Annotated in this window: 13 protein-coding genes, 1 tRNA gene, 2 rRNA genes and 2 pseudogenes; 6 read left to right on the top strand and 12 right to left on the bottom strand. The window is 58.2% G+C overall.

Annotated features, from left to right (window positions below):
* Positions 1–156 precede the first annotated feature (156 nt).
* Together PSAL_RS01110 and PSAL_RS01105 are read left to right on the top strand one after the other, a co-directional pair.
* Positions 157–477 carry a DUF6280 family protein gene (locus tag PSAL_RS01110; protein ID WP_119397947.1) on the top strand — a complete coding sequence of 107 codons (321 nt, stop codon included), beginning with the start codon at positions 157–159 and terminating at the stop codon, positions 475–477.
* Between the two features lie 152 nt (positions 478–629).
* On the top strand, positions 630–2,093 hold the full coding sequence (locus PSAL_RS01105) for a cobyric acid synthase (protein WP_119838426.1): 1,464 nt from the start codon (positions 630–632) through the stop codon (positions 2,091–2,093).
* 7 nt (positions 2,094–2,100) lie between these two features.
* On the opposite strand, the gene PSAL_RS01100 is transcribed toward PSAL_RS01105, so the two are convergent.
* The 3 genes from PSAL_RS01100 to PSAL_RS01090 form a co-directional block, all read right to left on the bottom strand.
* The gene (locus tag PSAL_RS01100; RefSeq protein WP_119838425.1) at positions 2,101–2,562 is read right to left on the bottom strand and encodes a hypothetical protein; all 462 of its coding nucleotides are present in this window, start codon (positions 2,560–2,562) and stop codon (positions 2,101–2,103) included.
* A gap of 70 nt (positions 2,563–2,632) precedes the next feature.
* Entirely contained in the window at positions 2,633–4,087 is a 1,455-nt protein-coding gene (locus tag PSAL_RS01095) for a TolC family outer membrane protein (RefSeq protein ID WP_231388574.1), read from the bottom strand.
* A 69-nt stretch (positions 4,088–4,156) separates the two neighbouring features.
* A complete protein-coding gene (locus tag PSAL_RS01090; protein ID WP_119838424.1) occupies positions 4,157–4,810 on the bottom strand; it encodes a protein-L-isoaspartate O-methyltransferase family protein in 654 nt (217 codons plus the stop codon).
* 217 nt (positions 4,811–5,027) lie between these two features.
* Between PSAL_RS01090 and PSAL_RS01085 the strand changes: the two genes are divergently transcribed.
* Together PSAL_RS01085 and PSAL_RS01080 are read left to right on the top strand one after the other, a co-directional pair.
* The gene (locus PSAL_RS01085) at positions 5,028–5,975 is read left to right on the top strand and encodes a GSCFA domain-containing protein (RefSeq protein ID WP_119838423.1); all 948 of its coding nucleotides are present in this window, start codon (positions 5,028–5,030) and stop codon (positions 5,973–5,975) included.
* Positions 5,976–6,158: 183 nt separating this feature from the next.
* Positions 6,159–6,232, top strand: a tRNA-Cys gene (locus PSAL_RS01080).
* Positions 6,233–6,294: 62 nt separating this feature from the next.
* On the opposite strand, the gene PSAL_RS01075 is transcribed toward PSAL_RS01080, so the two are convergent.
* Entirely contained in the window at positions 6,295–7,371 is a 1,077-nt protein-coding gene (locus PSAL_RS01075) for a tyrosine-type recombinase/integrase (RefSeq protein ID WP_119838422.1), read from the bottom strand.
* A 497-nt stretch (positions 7,372–7,868) separates the two neighbouring features.
* Here PSAL_RS01075 and PSAL_RS01070 point away from each other — a divergent pair, with 497 nt between their 5' ends.
* Positions 7,869–10,769 (top strand): type I restriction endonuclease subunit R, encoded by a 2,901-nt coding sequence (locus PSAL_RS01070; RefSeq protein ID WP_119838430.1) that lies wholly within the window; start codon positions 7,869–7,871, stop codon positions 10,767–10,769.
* 139 nt (positions 10,770–10,908) lie between these two features.
* Here the strand turns inward: PSAL_RS01070 and PSAL_RS01065 are convergent, their stop codons facing one another.
* From PSAL_RS01065 to PSAL_RS01045, 5 genes are all read right to left on the bottom strand, one after another.
* The gene (locus PSAL_RS01065; protein ID WP_119838421.1) at positions 10,909–11,196 is read right to left on the bottom strand and encodes a HigA family addiction module antitoxin; all 288 of its coding nucleotides are present in this window, start codon (positions 11,194–11,196) and stop codon (positions 10,909–10,911) included.
* 11 nt (positions 11,197–11,207) lie between these two features.
* Positions 11,208–11,489, bottom strand: coding sequence for a type II toxin-antitoxin system RelE/ParE family toxin (locus tag PSAL_RS01060; protein ID WP_119838420.1), 282 nt, complete (start codon positions 11,487–11,489; stop codon positions 11,208–11,210).
* A 92-nt stretch (positions 11,490–11,581) separates the two neighbouring features.
* Positions 11,582–11,875 carry a transposase gene (locus tag PSAL_RS01055; RefSeq protein WP_196222738.1) on the bottom strand — a complete coding sequence of 98 codons (294 nt, stop codon included), beginning with the start codon at positions 11,873–11,875 and terminating at the stop codon, positions 11,582–11,584.
* Between the two features lie 92 nt (positions 11,876–11,967).
* Positions 11,968–12,180 (bottom strand): hypothetical protein, encoded by a 213-nt coding sequence (locus PSAL_RS01050; RefSeq protein WP_119838418.1) that lies wholly within the window; start codon positions 12,178–12,180, stop codon positions 11,968–11,970.
* A gap of 3 nt (positions 12,181–12,183) precedes the next feature.
* Entirely contained in the window at positions 12,184–12,474 is a 291-nt protein-coding gene (locus PSAL_RS01045) for a hypothetical protein (RefSeq protein ID WP_196941888.1), read from the bottom strand.
* Between the two features lie 54 nt (positions 12,475–12,528).
* Between PSAL_RS01045 and PSAL_RS01040 the strand changes: the two are divergent.
* A pseudogene (locus PSAL_RS01040) lies at positions 12,529–12,738 on the top strand (IS3 family transposase); the annotation flags it as partial.
* 200 nt (positions 12,739–12,938) lie between these two features.
* Here the strand turns inward: PSAL_RS01040 and PSAL_RS01035 are convergent.
* The 3 genes and pseudogenes from PSAL_RS01035 to PSAL_RS01025 form a co-directional block, all read right to left on the bottom strand.
* A pseudogene (locus tag PSAL_RS01035) lies at positions 12,939–13,094 on the bottom strand (transposase); the annotation flags it as partial.
* Between the two features lie 233 nt (positions 13,095–13,327).
* Positions 13,328–13,442 (bottom strand): 5S ribosomal RNA (rrf, locus tag PSAL_RS01030).
* A gap of 110 nt (positions 13,443–13,552) precedes the next feature.
* Positions 13,553–16,390 (bottom strand): 23S ribosomal RNA (locus PSAL_RS01025).
* Positions 16,391–16,598 lie beyond the last annotated feature (208 nt).

Here is a 16,598-nt window from a genome sequence, read left to right as displayed (position 1 = left end):
GCGCGCCGCACTTGTCCGGAGCCGCTGCGAATATCGCTCTGCGAGGCATGCGCTGAACGCATGACGGGGATGCATGATTGCGCTACCCGAATCGCATTCAGTTCGTCATAAGGGGCGGCACGCCCGAAACACAAGAGCAATAAGCAAGGACGGATCATGAAAGATTTCGTTGATGGCACCGCCTTCAATAACGAACAGGGCAACCGCGCACGGAAACTCTTCGCCGCCGTTGTCCTTGCAGCCCTGGATGACGCGATCGCGGATGACAAGAAGTACGGCAACGGCCCCGAGCAGATCGCTCGGTGGGCACGCTCGCGCGATGGCCGCGAAGTGCTGTCCTGCGCCGGGATCGACCCGAACGAACGCGTTGTCGGAGGCCTGATGGACTTCGTCTCCAAGGGGATCCGGACCTCGGTCGCCCTGAGCCGTGAAGAAAGCGAACGCCGCCACGCGGCAGAGCAAGCTGAAGCCGCATAAGCCTCTGTTCCCTCAGTGGTTTCCCAGAAAATCGCGTCCCCGAGGGGGCGCGATTTTCGTTTGCGGGTTTTGATTGGCAGCGCCGAGACGCCGTGGCACAACCGCCCGAAGAACAGCAAGGCCGCCGGTTGGTGCGGCGAAAGGCGGGGCATGTGACCAGGGCGATCATGATACAGGGCACCGGCTCCAACGTCGGGAAGTCGATGCTGGTCGCGGGGTTGGCACGTGCCTTTGCCAATCGCGGCCTGTCGGTCGCGCCCTTCAAGCCGCAGAACATGTCCAACAATGCTGCCGTCACCCCTGACGGCGGCGAGATCGGGCGCGCTCAGGCGCTTCAGGCGCTGGCCTGTCGCCGCCCGCCCGAGGTCGATATGAACCCGGTGTTGCTGAAGCCCGAATCCGAAACCGGCGCCCAGGTGATCCTGCGCGGGCAGCTACATTCCACCGCCGCCGCCGGCGCCTACGGCCGCCTCAAGGCCAGCTTGCTGCCGGCCGTTCTGGACAGTTTCCACCGCCTTGGAGCGGGCGCCGACCTGGTGCTGATCGAAGGTGCCGGCAGCCCAGCCGAGGTCAATCTGCGCGCCGGGGACATCGCCAACATGGGCTTTGCCGAGGCCGCTGATGTGCCTGTCATCCTGGTCGGGGACATCGATCGGGGCGGCGTGATCGCGCAGATCGTCGGCACGCGGGAAGTCATCTCGGCCCCCGACCGCGCCCGGATCAAGGGCTTTGCGGTCAACAAGTTCCGGGGCGACGTGGCGCTGTTCGATGCCGGCGTGACGGCGATTTCCGATCACACCGGCTGGCCATCGCTGGGGGTGCTGCCCTGGTTCGCGGATGCCTGGCGCCTGCCCGCCGAAGACGTCATGGACCTGGACCGCGCCCGGCCCGGCAGCACCGGCGCGCTGAAGATCGCCGTGCCCCGCCTTGGCCGGATCGCCAATTTCGATGACCTCGACCCGCTGGCGGCCGAACCGGGCGTCACGCTTGAGATCATCGCCCCCGGACGCCCCCTGCCCGGCGATGCAGCACTGGTGTTGATCCCCGGCTCCAAGGCGACGATCGCGGATCTGGATGCCTTCCGCGCCAACGGCTGGGACATTGACCTTGCCGCGCATATCCGGCGCGGCGGGCATGTGCTTGGCCTGTGCGGCGGCTACCAGATGCTGGGGCAAAGCGTCAGCGACCCCGAAGGGCTGGAGGGCCGACCCGGCCGCTATCCCGGTCTTGGGCACCTGAATATCGACACTGTGATGCGACCGGGCAAACGTGTCGCGCTAAGCGCGGCGCGCCACCCTGCCAGCGGCGCGGCGCTGTCGGGATATGAAATCCATCTTGGTGAAACCAGCGGACCGGATTGCGATCGTGCCTGGCTGGACCTGTCGGGACGCCGGGAAGGGGCGGCCTCCGAAGATGGGCGGATTCAGGGCTGTTACCTGCACGGGTTGTTTGCCTCGGATGGGTTCCGCGCCACTTTCCTGGATCGGTTGGGCGCGCCGTCACAGCCAGGATATGGCGCATCGGTCGACCGGGTGCTGGACGACCTTGCTGCCCATATCGAGGCCCACATGGACCTAGACCGCCTGCTGGCCATGGCAGACCCCGTCAGGGCCTAGGCGCTCCCTAGCCCTTCTTGGACGCGCCCGAGAGGGCCTTGGCGATCTCTCGTTTCACATGCTTGCGGATGTTGCGCAGGTTGACGTCTCGCAGGGCGATCTCCATCTCTTCGCGCACGATGCCACGGATGAATTCGCGAAGCTCTGCTTCGTCGAAGGCACGGGCGTCTTCCCAGACTTCATCCCATTCTTCGGCGGAAAGATGGCTGGTGTCACGCCCGGCGACAGGCGCAGCCGGACCATCATTCCCGTAATGTCGATTGTCCAGGACGCGCCGGTCCACAGGCGCCCCCGGCCAGGCCTCGGTTTCGGGCGGCAGGCTATCCGCAGCGCCAGGGGCCACACGCAGTTCCGGCGACAGGACCAGCGGGTCAGCTTCCTGTCCTGCCTGCCCCCTGCCAGAGGGGGCCGCCCCCGTAGGGGCGTCCGGTTCGTCACCCATGCCCGAGCCGTCATTGTGATCCGCCATTCCGCCGCCCTCTTGGTATGGGCAGAAGTCTAGCCCGCGATACCGAATGTCTCAAGCGGATGGGGCAGAGTTACTCCTGCCCGATCCGCCGCAGCAGGGAATCAAGCTGCTGGCCCTGCTTGGACAGGCGCGCGGGGGCCGATTTCACCATGTTGTAATAGGCGGTCGGGTCGTAGATCTCGACGTTCAGGCTAAGCGATTGTGCGGTCAGCTGCCCCATGGCGCTGATCAGCGAATAGCGGGCAAGCACTTCGTCCACCTGGGCCGAAAGGTAGGACGTCCGGGCATCCAGCAGGGTCTGTTCCTGGGTCAGGACGTCGAGCGTGGTCCGCGCCCCAAGGGTCGCTTCCTCACGGACACCTTCAAAGGCGACTTCAGCGGCGCGCACCTGTTCGCGGCCCGACACCGTTGCCGCCTGAGCGACCTTGACGGCAGTATAGGCGGTGCCGACGTTTTGCTTCACGGTGTCGGAAACGACATGCAGGTTGGCCAGCGTCGCTTCGCGGTTCACCAATGCCTGACGTTCGACCGAGGCCAGCGCCCCGCCGCTGTAGATCGGTCCCGACAGTGTCAGCCCGACAGAGCCGCCAAGCGTGTGGGTATCGCCTTCGAACGGTTTGGTAAGGCCATAGCTGGTGGTGGCGTTCAGCGTCGGGTTCATGTTCGCGGTGGCAATATCGACCTGCATTTCGGCGATCGTCACCTGCCGGCGTGCCACGTCCATGGAAGGATGGATCTGCAGGGCCGTCTGGGTCGCGCTTTCGACCGAAGACGGCACAGTGCCAAGACGCGAGGGTTCGGGCAGCGTGCCCGGCAGATGCCCCACCGCGGCCTCGTATTCCAGCTTGTCCTGTTCCAGGCTGCCCTGCGCCACCGCAAGACCGCTGCGCGCTTCGGCAAGGGCCGCTTCGGCCTGGGACACGTCCGTGCGGGTCACTTCACCAACATCGAACCGGTCCTGTGCCGCCTGAAGTTCCTGCGAAAGTAGGCGCACGTTGGCCTGACGCAGCGACAGGGTTTCGGTCGACCGGCGCACTTCCATGTAGGCGCTGACGGCGCGCAGCAGGACCTGTTGTTCGATTTGCACAAGCTGCTGACGGGTCAGCAAGACGGTTTCCTTGGCCACGTTGATGGCGATCTGGCTGGCGCCGAAATCGAACAGCAGCAGCGTGGCTGTCAAACCGGCATTGGCCGAGGTCGAGGCGGTGCCGTAATCCACGCCGGAAGCATAGGTGCGGGCGAAACTGTTGGTCACCCCGGACGACCAGCTGAGCACCGGGCGCAGGGTGGCAAGCGATTGGGCTGCGCTTTCATCGGCAGCCTTCAGGACCGCCCGGTTCTGTACCAGCAGGCCGCTGTTGCGATATGCGTCGGCCAGCGCGTCGCCCAGGCTTTCGGCCCCCGCCGCAAGCGGCATCACCAGCAACGCAAGACCCGCCGCAGAACCGGTCAGCAGCCTGCGAACATGCGTGCCGACATCCATGCGCCCGCGCCGGACCACTTCGGCCCCAAACCGTTTCGCCATCTTCTGCTCCTTCATGCGACCGGTTCGCCGGTCTGTCTTTACCGCGCCTGCGCCACCATCCCCGCGGGATCAGAGCGTGAAGGCAGAATGTCGTTCGAAGCCCGGCAGAACCGGGGCCCCGGCGTTGAATGAAAAGCGCCAGCTGACCTTGCCGTCGACCTTGTAGCCAAGGCGAACCTCGCCCAGGTGCCCTTCCAGGAACAGGACCGCGATCCGGCCGCCTTCCTTGAGCTGGTCGGTGATGGCGTCGGGCAGGAAGGCGACCCCGCCTTCGACGAGGATCACGTCATAGGGTCCATGTTCCGGCGCGCCTTCGGCCAGTTTCGCGTCATGCAGGACGACATTGTCGGCCCCCAGATCGCTGAGGATCTGCTGGCTGTCCGCCACGAGGTCCTCTTGTTCCTCGACGGCGATCACGGCCTCTGCGAAGCGCGAGATCACGGCGGCGGAGTAGCCCTGCGCCGCCCCGAGATCGAGCACCAGCTCGTCCGGTTGAATATCCAGCGCATCCAGCATCTTGGCCAGGGTCCGGGGTTCCAGCAGTACGCGGTTGCCACCAAGGCTCACGTTTTCACCGAGATAAGCGGCTTCCTTGCGGTCCCGAGGCACGAAGACCTCTCGGGGGACGGCAAGCATCGCTTCGATGATCGGGAACTTGGTAACATCCGAGGGCCGGACTTGGGCATCGACCATCATGGTCCGCCGGGCAGCGTAGTCGGTCATAACTAGACTCTTCCGTTCAGAATCTTCTCTGCGAAGGTTTTGCCACATAGAAAAGGCGGCAGCAACGCCACGATGCGTGTGATCCCACCTTTGTCGTTGTGACTGGCTGTCGCGCCGCAGTGTGACTGCCCGGAATTGAAGCTTTCTTAACTTCACAGGATTAGCCCTGAGGCAGCAGAAAGCCGGGCCCCCTGCCCGTCAGTCCAAAGGATACGCCATGAACCAGATTGCCGGACAGGAGGCCTTTTCCGAGGCGCTCAGAAACAAGGCGCGCAAATACCCCGACCGCAGCGATGCTCGTTACGAGGGCGGGATGATCTTTCCCGAGGTCACGCCGGGCTTTCACCTGTCGACGGGCGACAGTGTCTTTACCATCGGTTCCTGCTTCGCGCGCAATGTGGAAAAAGCCCTGCTGGCGCGGGGCTTGACCGTGCCGACCGCCCATTTCACCGCCCCGCAGGAAGAGGCACCGGGCCAGCCCAACCGGATCCTGAACCAGTACAACCCCGGCACGATGCTGCAATGCGTCACCGCATTGGATCGCCCCGTCGATGGGGCTGGTCTGTATCCCGCCGGCAAGGGAGAGGTTCTCGATTGCTTGCTTGCTACCGGGTCCCGCCCGGTCGCCGAAGCCCGCGCGATGGAACGGCGTGGACAGATCCGCGACCTTTATGCCGAGGGCCTTGCGCAGTCAGATGTAGTTGTGGTGACCCTCGGGCTGGTGGAAACCTGGTACGACAATGAAACAGGCACCTATCTGAACGAGGCCCCGAGCCGGAAGTTGATGAACGCGCACCCTGGCCGCTTCCTGTTCCAGCAACTGGATATCGGGCAAAGTCAGATGCTGATTTTCGAAATGCTCGAACGATTGATGGAAAAGGGCCGCCGCAAGGTCCTGCTGACAGTTTCGCCGGTCCCGATCCAGGTCACCTTCGCCGGCGGAGACGCCGTTTCCAGGAATGCCTATTCTAAATCCGTGCTGCGTGTCGTGGCCGAACTCGCGATCCAGAGCTTTAAGGATGTCGACTATTTCCCCAGTTACGAGATCATCACGACCCTCGGCCTGAACGCCTATGGCGAAGACAACGTCCACGTCCGCCCCGCCATCGTCGACCGGGTCATCGGTTACATGACCTCCCGCTATCTCTGCGAGGCCGAACAGTAATTTTCATTTGTTTTCAGTCAGGTTACCTGCCCCGACGATATGGAGCACATATTTCCGGTGGCTGCTCTGGACAAGAGATGCAAAAGCGGCAATAAAGCGCTCCGAACCCGATGCAAGCGGCTGTAACAGGCCCGCTTTGAACCGGGCTCACGGCTTCACGTTCAATGGAGCCACACCACGGCAGGCGAGTTGGCGGAGTGGTGACGCAGCGGATTGCAAATCCGTCCACACCGGTTCGATTCCGGTACTCGCCTCCATTTATTTTCAAACACTTAGATCACTCCTCTCGATGTAACGGCCAAGCCGTTTACAGTTGCGTTTACAATTTCGGTGCATCCTGACGTTTTTCAGCTGCCTTCATGAGGGCAAGAACGTTGTCGCTCTCATCAGGACTGACACGCGCATATATTTCAATGACCTCAGAAGCATAGCGCACTGACCAGCCCATGAGTGTTGCAATCTGACGCAGCGAGAGGTCTGCATTGAGCAAACGCGTCGCTGCTGTGCCCCGAGTGTCCGCAAGCGTTTTTTCTCGCCCATCTTCCCAAGGGGACACCTTGGCTTCACGCCGCCACTTCGTTATCTGGTGAGATGCCCATCGGGGCGTTAGGGGATCACCAAGCTGCCCTACCAGAAGTGTTTCCTGACCATCAGGCGTCGTTTCCAAGAGCGTCTGAAGACCATGAGTTACAGGAATATATGCAACGCGCCCACGCTTGCCCGTCTTGAAGCGTAGACGCTTCCCATGCGTCGTTTTCTCAAAGTGGTTCCTCCGAACCTTCACCAAATCCGCCACGCGCAGCCCAGTCTCACAACCCAGCATCAGGATGCGCTGGACCCATTCAGGCGCGACCTTGCTAAACGCCTCAATATCTGCTGGCGTCCACACAATCTCGCTACGATTGGCCACATAGATCTTCTTCAGTTTATGGCAGTAATGCTCCTTAAGTCGCCCCTCGCCGACAGCCCAATTCAGTAATTTAACTGCGTGTGTGCCCGCCATGTCGTACTGTTTCGGTGAATGAATCCAGCGCTTGCGCCAAGTATTAAGTTCAGATCGAGAGGCAGGCTCTTCGAACATGGCCATGGGATCTCCACCGAACTCGTTTTGAAATCTCTTGACCCAGAGCTCGACATCCTCCCGCGAACGTGTCCTAGGGGGCATGGCATCACTACTCAGAAAATCTGTTACAAGTTCATCGATTAGAGTGAAGCTAGATTTTTGCGAAGCGGTGCAAGCGGAGAATGCTTGGAAAAACTCAGGCACCACTGGGTATGGGATGACATCTTCCCAGAACTTCGGGCCGCCGCGCCACGCGTAAAAGTGGTATTTGACCCCGCCCTTAACTTTTCGGCGAACCCTATGAACCCCTTTAGGCAGACTACGCTTTACCAAGGCGGGCCCTCCTTTCCGCAACCAAATTTCGAGAGCTAGAGCTCACATCTCTGGATATTTGATCCATGCCTTGCGACTGGTCCAGCCTCGACCGCACCAACTTGGGGTCGTACCATCCACGTCGACCAGGCACTGGTGCGATACGAAGATGCCGACAAAACTCATAGAAGGAAGTCGACGCTTTGTCGTATCCGAGGTGCTCTGCCAATTGTTGAGTGGAAATCAGCTGAATTTCTCGCAGCATACCCTACCCTCCTGCAGAGCCATCTTGGCTACGTTTCTAGTCGAACCAGACCGGCTGACGCAGGCTTCGTTCGACAAACCCTTGCTCCGGCTTTGAGGCGGTCTCGACAGCATCCACGCATGAAGGGACTGATCATCCACGGTCATCATGATTGGCCCCCGCGCTCACGCATAACTGCTGGGACAATCATCTTCCGCTCAATGAACTCGTCGAGGGCCCCATCGGGAACGAAGAACCGATTATTCAATCTAAGATGACCGAAGAGAACCGACGCATACACGCGCTTCTGGTCAATGGTGTGGATGTCGAGTTCAAGGCGGATGACGGGACGATCCGGGGTGACAAAGTTTGGCTGATCGACTTTGAGGATTTTCAGTCTAACGATTGGCTGGTGACCAACCAGTTCACTGTGATCGAGGGGAAGCACAAGCGCCGCCCTGACTTGATAGTATTCTTGAACGGCTTACCGGTGGCGGTGATCGAGCTGAAGAACGCTGCAAGCGAAACCGCTACGATCGAAGATGCCTTCGCCCAGCTTCAAACTTACAAGCAGCAGATCCCATCCCTGTTTCGTACAAACGCTGTGTTGGTCAGTTCAGACGGTTTGCTAGCCCGGATCGGATCACTGACAGCCAATGAAGAGCGGTTCATGCCATGGCGCTCCGTAACTGGCGCTGCGGAGGACTTTACCCCTGAAGGCCCGCAGGAAATGGAGACGCTGCTGAAGGGCGTATTCGACAAAGGTCGCTTCCTGGAGCTGCTGCGCGATTTCACGGTTTTTGGTGACACAGGCGATGGTCCGTTCAAGATCATCGCTGGCTACCACCAGTTTTTCGGCGCGCGAAAAGCCCTAACTAACGCGATCGAGGCCTCAAAGCCTGAAGGCGATCGCCGCATTGGTGTGATCTGGCATACTCAGGGCTCAGGGAAGTCACTACTAATGGCCTTTTTCGCAGGCTTGTTGGTTCGAAGTCCTGAGCTTCAGAATCCGACCCTGATTGTCTTGACTGATCGAAATGATCTCGACGACCAGCTGTTCCAGACGTTCGCGACTACTAAGGATCTGATCCGGCAAACCCCAGAACATGCAGAGAGCCGAGACGACTTGCGCGAGCTTCTAGAGCGTCAATCCGGTGGTGTGATATTCACAACCATGCAGAAATTCGCTCCCGAGAAGGGGGAAGAGCGTTTTCCTACATTGACGGACCGCCGCAACGTCATCGTGATCGCCGATGAAGCACACAGAAGCCAATATGGGCTGAATGCCAAAGTGAGCGCCAAGACCGGTGAACGGAGATACGGGTATGCTCACTACGTCCGGCAGGCACTTCCTAATGCCTCATTCGTTGGCTTTACCGGCACTCCGATTGAGACGGCTGATGTGAACACACCTGCAGTTTTCGGGGGCTATGTTGACATTTACGACATCACTAGAGCGGTCGAATACAAAGCTACGGTTCCCATCTATTATGAAAGTCGCTTGGCCCGCATCGAGTTGGGTGAAGACGAAAAGCCCAAGATCGATGAAGAAATTGCCGCCATCCTAGAAGACGATACTCTATCCGAGCAGGAAAAGGCTAAAGCCAAGTGGAGCACGGTTGAAGCCCTCGTCGGCGCAGATAAGCGCCTGAAGCAGGTCGCTGCGGACCTGGTAGAACATCTGGAGGCACGAACCTCCGCTTTGGGTGGCAGAGCCATGGCGGTTTGCATGAGCCGCCGCATCTGCGTCTCTCTATACAATGAAATTGTCAAACTGCGTCCGGAATGGCATTCAGACACTGACGAAGTTGGAGCCGTAAAGGTCGTCATGACTGGCTCAGCCTCTGATCCCCTAGAATGGCAGGAGCACATCGGCAATAAGAAGCGCCGGGACGACTTGGCCAAACGCGCGCGCACTCCAGATGATCCGTTGAAGCTTGTGATCGTAAGGGACATGTGGCTGACAGGGTTCGACGCGCCAAGTATGCACACAATGTATGTCGACAAGCCTATGCGCGGGCACGGTCTGATGCAGGCCATTGCGCGCGTAAACCGAGTTTTCAGAGACAAGCCGGGCGGGCTTGTGGTCGATTACATCGGCATCGCCCAGAATCTTAAAGATGCGCTTTCGCAGTACTCTGATGCGGATCGAGAGCGAACCGGAATTGACGAAGAGCAGGCGGTCGCCTTGCTCGCCGAGAAGCTCGATGTAGTGCGTAGCATGTTCAGCGGCCACGACTACAGTCTAGGGCTCAGCGGCACCGCACAAGCCCGATTGAAGGCCTTGGGCGATGCCGTTGATTGGATCGTTGGGCAGCAGACCAACAAGGCTCAAGCCGCGTCAACAGAAGCTGAAAAGAAGAAGCAGCTATCACGTTTTCAGGATGCCAGTCTTGAGATGTCACGTGCTTTTGCGCTGGCATCGTCCAGCGACCTGGCAAAGTCTGTGAAGGACGAAGTTGGTTTTTTGCAAGCTGTTCGCGCAGCGATGGCGAAGACATCAGCGAAAGGCAAACTGTCCTCGCGGGCAAAAAACTTTGCCATCGAGCAACTTTTAAATAAGGCTGTCGCTGACGCCGAGATCGTCGATATTTTAAAGGCGTCCGGCATCAAGACACCAGATATTTCCATTTTGTCAGACGACTTCTTGTTAGAAGTTCAATCTATGGAGCGAAAAAATCTCGCTCTGGAAGCGCTTAAGAAGCTGCTCAATGGAGAAATTATGAGCCGAACTAAGCGCAACGTTGTTGAAAGCCGGGCATTCAGTCAGCGACTTGAGGAAGCCGTCGCTCGTTACCATGCCAATGCAATCTCTACGGTTGAGATGATTCAAGCTCTTATTGATATCGCTAAAGACGTCAAGGCTTCGGCCATGCGTGGTGAAGCTGAGGGGATGTCAGATGACGAGCTGGCCTTCTATGATGCCTTGGCACAGAATGTTACTGCCGTGGAAGCGATGGGAAATGAGAAACTGCGCCTCATCGCTCATGAATTGCTGGATCAAGTGCGCCGCAACGCTACGGTCGACTGGCATACGAAGGAAAGTGCACGGGCCAAGATGCGGATTCTTGTGCGACGCATCCTTCGAAAATACGGCTATCCTCCTGACCTATCGAAAAAGGCTGTTCAAATTGTCCTCGAACAGGCCGAAGCACTGCTGCACGAGATCACATGACGTAAAACCTTGCCGCCCTTGGCGGCAGCCGCCTTTCCGTCCCCTGCCTTGTGGGGGCGATGTCCTTCAAGGCGGCGGAGGCCAGGCCCTGCACGCTCGCATAATGACGGGCCGTAGGAGGGACGGGACTGGTGCCCGTTCAGGCCACCAGAGGCTCGATGTCGGACACGTCAATCTGCTGGATGGCGGCATGCATGTCGAAATTGGTCTGCATGTTCATCCAGTACTCCGGGGTCGTGTTGAACACGTGAGCGAGCCGCAGCGCCGTATCCGGCGTCATGCTCGTCGCCCCCTTCACTAGCCGTTCGATCCGCGTCCGCGGAACGCCGAGGCGACGGGCCAGCCCGATCGCGCCGATATCAAGCGGATCAAGGTATAGCTCTTTTAGTACTTCGCCTGGGTGCATCGGGTCTTCAAGCAAACTCATGACGTCTCCTTTCAGTGATAATCGACGATTTCGACCTCGGCTGGTCCTTTCGGTGTCCAGACGAAGCAGATACGCCATTGGCCATTGATCCGTACCGAGTGCTGCCCGGCACGATCTCCCTTGAGTTCCTCGAGTTTGTTGCCAGGAGGGAAGCGCAGGTCTTCCACCACAACAGCCGCGTCCAGCGCCGTGAGCATGGCCCGCGTGCGCTTTACGAGATCGGTGGGAAACCTCTTCCCATACTTGCCTTGCAAGGCGTTCGTGGCAAGTTTGCCCTTGGCACTCTGGATCATGACAGGGATGTATCATGATGTGATGCATGTGTCAAGGTGTGATACATGGCGAAGCCTTTCCATTCCTATGTATGTTGGTAGTTTTGTTGCGTCTACGGCGCTTCATGGCTTGGCAGCGTCACCTTCCGCAGAGCGACTTCTTCCTTGACCGTTTCCAAAGCTAACATCTGCTCCACCAGCATCTTCTTCAGCTTCGCGTTCTCGTTTTCGAGACGCTCGATCCGGTCTGACCCCGATGCCTGCGGCAGGTCGAACCTGGCCTTCCAGCTGTAGAAGGTTCGGGTGGACATGCCGTACTTGTCACACAGCTCCGGGCAGGTCGCACCAACCTGGTGCTCTTCCAAGATACCGATGATCTGTTCGTCAGTAAAATTGGCTCTTTTCATTCCACGCATTCTTTCAATAACTTATGAAGGCCCCTGGAGGGGTGGCGCCGGCTTTGCACCCCTTCGTTTCGGCGCATCCGGGGACTGATTCTTCACTTCGTGAACAGAAACCCGCGCGGAGGCCTTTCCTCCGGATTCGGGGCCTGCAAGGAACGCTCCAATCCGTTCAATGACTCGTGCAACTCCTCCTGCAAGCGCGCGAGCGACCTTTCTTGCTCGATCAATTTCCTCATGCAGTCTTCCACGCTCTTGCCGAGCTCTTCGACGCAGGACAGCAACTCGCGCTCCAAGTTCGTCAGGGCCATCCTCTACTCCTCTCGTTGAAGACAAGTGCGTCCAGCCCCTGTCCCCAGCGGACAGCGTGCCGGCACGAGGCCGGGCGGCAGTGCGATCAATTCGCCAAGGCCGCCCACACCCCGGATCGTCCGGCTGCCTTGCAGTGCCTCGGGCGGTTGCGCCAAGCTTGGCGTTGGCGTGGGCTGCTGGCTGGCGATCATCAACGTCACCGCCAGGAAGGACCCGCTGAGGGTTAGCGCGGCCATCACCCCGCCGACCAGCGCCACCCGAGCCAGCGTGTGACGGGTCAGCAGGCGGTCCATCCGCAGGCTGCGCGCTTGCAGCGCTTCGATCCTCTCCTCGACCGCGTTCAGGGTCTGGCGGAGACAATCAGCGGCCTGTTCAAGGCCGAGGTCATCCACCGTCGCGGGCCGTGGCGCAACTTCGAGGCCGTCGAATATGCCACCCTCGAATGGGTCGACTGGTTCAACAACCGCCGCCTGCTCGAGCCGATCGGGAACATCCCGCCGGCAGAAGCAGAGGCAAACTTCTACGCCGCTCTGGAAACTGAAGACATGGCCGCGTAACTAACCGAAATCAGCCTCCGGCAAACTCGGGGCGGTTCATTCCGTCTCAGGCTGGAGCAGCTCGGTAGCTGCCGCCACGGGCAATCAGTGGCCAGACCGTTCGAGCCATGCGGTTGGCCAGCGCGATTGCGACCACCTTCACGGGCTTGCAAGCGAGCATCTGATCAACCCAGTCCGGTGCCTGGGCCTGATGCAACCTCTCACCGTCCTCGCGGCGCGCTGATCTGGGCCATTGCGCCGAGGTAGAGCATCCTTCGCAGGTATCGATTGCCTGCCTTGGTGATCCGCCCGAGCCCTTCTTTCCCGTCGCTGAAATCGGCTTTCGGCGTCAAGCCGAGCCATGCCGCGTAAACGCGTGCACGGTATGCGCCCGGAGGCTTATGACCCGCTCACCATCAACATTATTTCAGGCGTCTGGAGGAGAGCAAGGCACGACGACGGCAGGTCCCCCTTGTGGCGGTTGCAGGGGGACCTTTTCTTCGCTTACGTCTTGTGTCGATTGCGTGATTTTGTTTACGCAAGAAAGCCCCTGCGAGATTTCTCTTGCGGGGGCTTTTTTGTTTTTTTGATCGTTTTGGATTTTTTCTAGGTCTGGCGGCGACTTACTCTCCCACGTCTTAAGACGCAGTACCATCAGCGCTACGGCACTTAACGGCCAGGTTCGGGATGGGGCTGGGTGTTTTGCTCGCGCTATGACCACCAGACCGAGGAAAAATCCAAAGTCGAGAGATTATCAATTGTTGTTCAGGTTCAAGTCTACTTGTTGATGTGTATGCTTTTGATTTTCCGTAGAAGTTTCTGTCTTCTACTGGATCAAATCAAGCCTATCGGGCCATTAGTACTGGTCAACTGAATGCATTGCTGCACTTACATCTCCAGCCTATCGACGTGGTGGTCTACCACGGCCCTCAGGGATACCTTGTTTTGAAGGGGGCTTCCCGCTTAGATGCCTTCAGCGGTTATCCTTTCCGATCATAGCTACCCAGCACTGCTATTGGCATAACAACTGGTCCACCAGTGGATCGTTCACCCCGGTCCTCTCGTACTAGGGGCAACTCTTCTCAAGTATCCTACACCCACGGCAGATAGGGACCGAACTGTCTCACGACGTTCTAAACCCAGCTCACGTACCTCTTTAAACGGCGAACAGCCGTACCCTTGGGACCTGCTCCAGCCCCAGGATGAGATGAGCCGACATCGAGGTGCCAAACACTGCCGTCGATATGGACTCTTGGGCAGTATCAGCCTGTTATCCCCGGCGTACCTTTTATCCGTTGAGCGATGGCCCTCCCACTTGGGACCACCGGATCACTATGGCCGTCTTTCGACTCTGCTCGACTTGTCAGTCTCGCAGTCAGGCTGGCTTCTGCCATTGCACTCAACGAGCGATTTCCGACCGCTCTGAGCCAACCTTCGCGCGCCTCCGTTACGCTTTAGGAGGCGACCGCCCCAGTCAAACTACCCGCCACACAGGGTCCCGGATCCGGATAACGGATCGCGGTTAGACATCAAGCAGAACAAGGGTGGTATCTCAAGGGTGACTCCACCGGGACTAGCGTCCTGGCTTCAAAGTCTACCACCTATCCTGCACATGTTCGGCCTAATGCCAGTGTGAAGCTGTAGTAAAGGTGCACGGGGTCTTTCCGTCTAACCGCGGGAAGCCTGCATCTTGACAGGCAATTCAATTTCGCTGAGTCGATGTTGGAGACAGCGGGGAAGTCGTTACGCCATTCGTGCAGGTCGGAACTTACCCGACAAGGAATTTCGCTACCTTAGGACCGTTATAGTTACGGCCGCCGTTTACCTGGGCTTCAATTCAGAGCTTGCACCCCTCCTTTTAACCTTCAGGCACCGGGCAGGCGTCAGACCCTATACGTCGTCTTGCGACTTCGCAGAGCCCTGTGTTTTTAGTAAACAGTCGCCACCCCCTGGTTTGTGCCCCCGGCAAATACTTGCGTATCTACCGGGCCTCCTTCTCGCGAACTTACGGAGGTATTTTGCCGAGTTCCTTCAACATCGTTCTCTCAAGCGCCTTGGTATTCTCTACCAGTCCACCTGTGTCGGTTTAGGGTACGGTCTGACGTGGGGCTATTTCCAGGAACTGCTAAGCGGCCCCTCCAATCCGATAAGGAGGAACAACCGTCGCAATCCGTCACATCCCACTGGCTCAGGAATATTAACCTGATTCCCATCGTCTACGCATTTCTGCCTCGACTTAGGGGCCGGCTTACCCTGCTCAGATTAGCTTTAAGCAGGAACCCTTGGACTTTCGGCGAGAGTGTCTCTCACACTCTTTGTCGCTACTCATGTCATCATTCTCGCTAGTGATCTCTCCACCGGATGCCTTACAGCCCGGCTTCACTGAAAGCTCCTTGCGTCCAATACCTTGCAAGCAAGGATAAGGACGCATGGAGCTATGTCACACTACGCTCCGCTACCATGCACTATGTGCATCCTCAGCTTCGGCTCATGGCTTGAGCCCCGTTACATCTTCGCCGCAGGACAACTTAATTAGACCAGTGAGCTGTTACGCTATCTTTAAAGGATGGCTGCTTCTAAGCCAACCTCCTGGTTGTTTTGGTCGTCCCACCTGCTTTCCCACTTAGCCATGAATTGGGGGCCTTAGCTGGAGGTCAGGGTTGTTTCCCTCTCCACTACGGACGTTAGCATCCGCAGTGTGTCTGCCATCTAGTACTCCCGGGTATTCGGAGTTTGGTTAGGATCAGTAAGCCTGTGGGGCCCCATTACCCATCCAGTGCTCTACCCCCCGGGGTATTCGGATGACGCTCTACCTAAATAGATTTCGCGGAGAACCAGCTATCTCCGAGTTTGATTGGCCTTTCACCCCTAGGCACAACTCATCCCGACCTTTTTCAACAGGTGTGGGTTCGGACCTCCAGTAAGTGTTACCTTACCTTCATCCTGGTCATGCCTAGATCACTCGGTTTCGGGTCTGATCCCACGAACTCGACGCCCTATTAAGACTCGCTTTCGCTGCGCCTACACCTAACGGCTTAAGCTTGCTCGTGAGACCAAGTCGATGACCCATTATACAAAAGGTACGCTGTCAGGGCGTAAAGCCCCTCCAACTGATTGTAGGCGTTCGGTTTCAGGTACTGTTTCACTCCCCTCGTCGGGGTGCTTTTCACCTTTCCCTCACGGTACTGGTTCGCTATCGGTCAGTAAGGAGTACTTAGCCTTCGGGGGTGGTCCCCCGATCTTCAGACAGAATTTCACGTGTTCCGCCCTACTTAATACGTCAAATCTTGCTTCTTATACGGGACTGTCACCCACTATGGTTGGCCTTTCCAGACCATTCTAATCACAATCATTGCTCGGCTGGTCCCCGTTCGCTCGCCGCTACTAGGGGAGTATCTATTGATGTCCTTTCCTCCGGGTACTTAGATGTTTCAGTTCCCCGGGTTTGCTCTTAAAACCCTATGTATTCAGGTAATAAGTACTTGATTATACTCAATGATAGCCACCTCGCATAAGCGAGATAATATCATCAAGCATTCAAGTGGGTTGCCCCATTCGGAAATCCATGGATCAAAGCCTATTCTCGGCTCCCCATAGCTTATCGCAGAGTATCACGTCCTTCATCGCCTCTTACTGCCAAGGCATCCACCAAACGCCCTTTTCGCGCTTGATCTGATCCAGAAGAAGACAGACAAGTCTGTCGCGTGCCATCGTATGTGCGGGCTGGTTCGTCCGCTTGGCACTCTGTTCCGGATCAAAAGTCATACATTTCCCGCCTGGACTGTCGTCCAGACTGTGTGATGGTTAATCACACGGGTTAGTGTACTTGACTTGGACAACGGTTACTTTTTGTCGATGAGGCAGACGAAAGCAGGATCGGC

Origin of the sequence: Pseudooceanicola algae (assembly GCF_003590145.2) — a bacterium.
GTDB lineage: Bacteria > Pseudomonadota > Alphaproteobacteria > Rhodobacterales > Rhodobacteraceae > Pseudooceanicola > Pseudooceanicola algae.
Note: the sequence above shows the minus strand (reverse complement) of the source record. Positions and strands in the feature narration are given on the sequence as shown.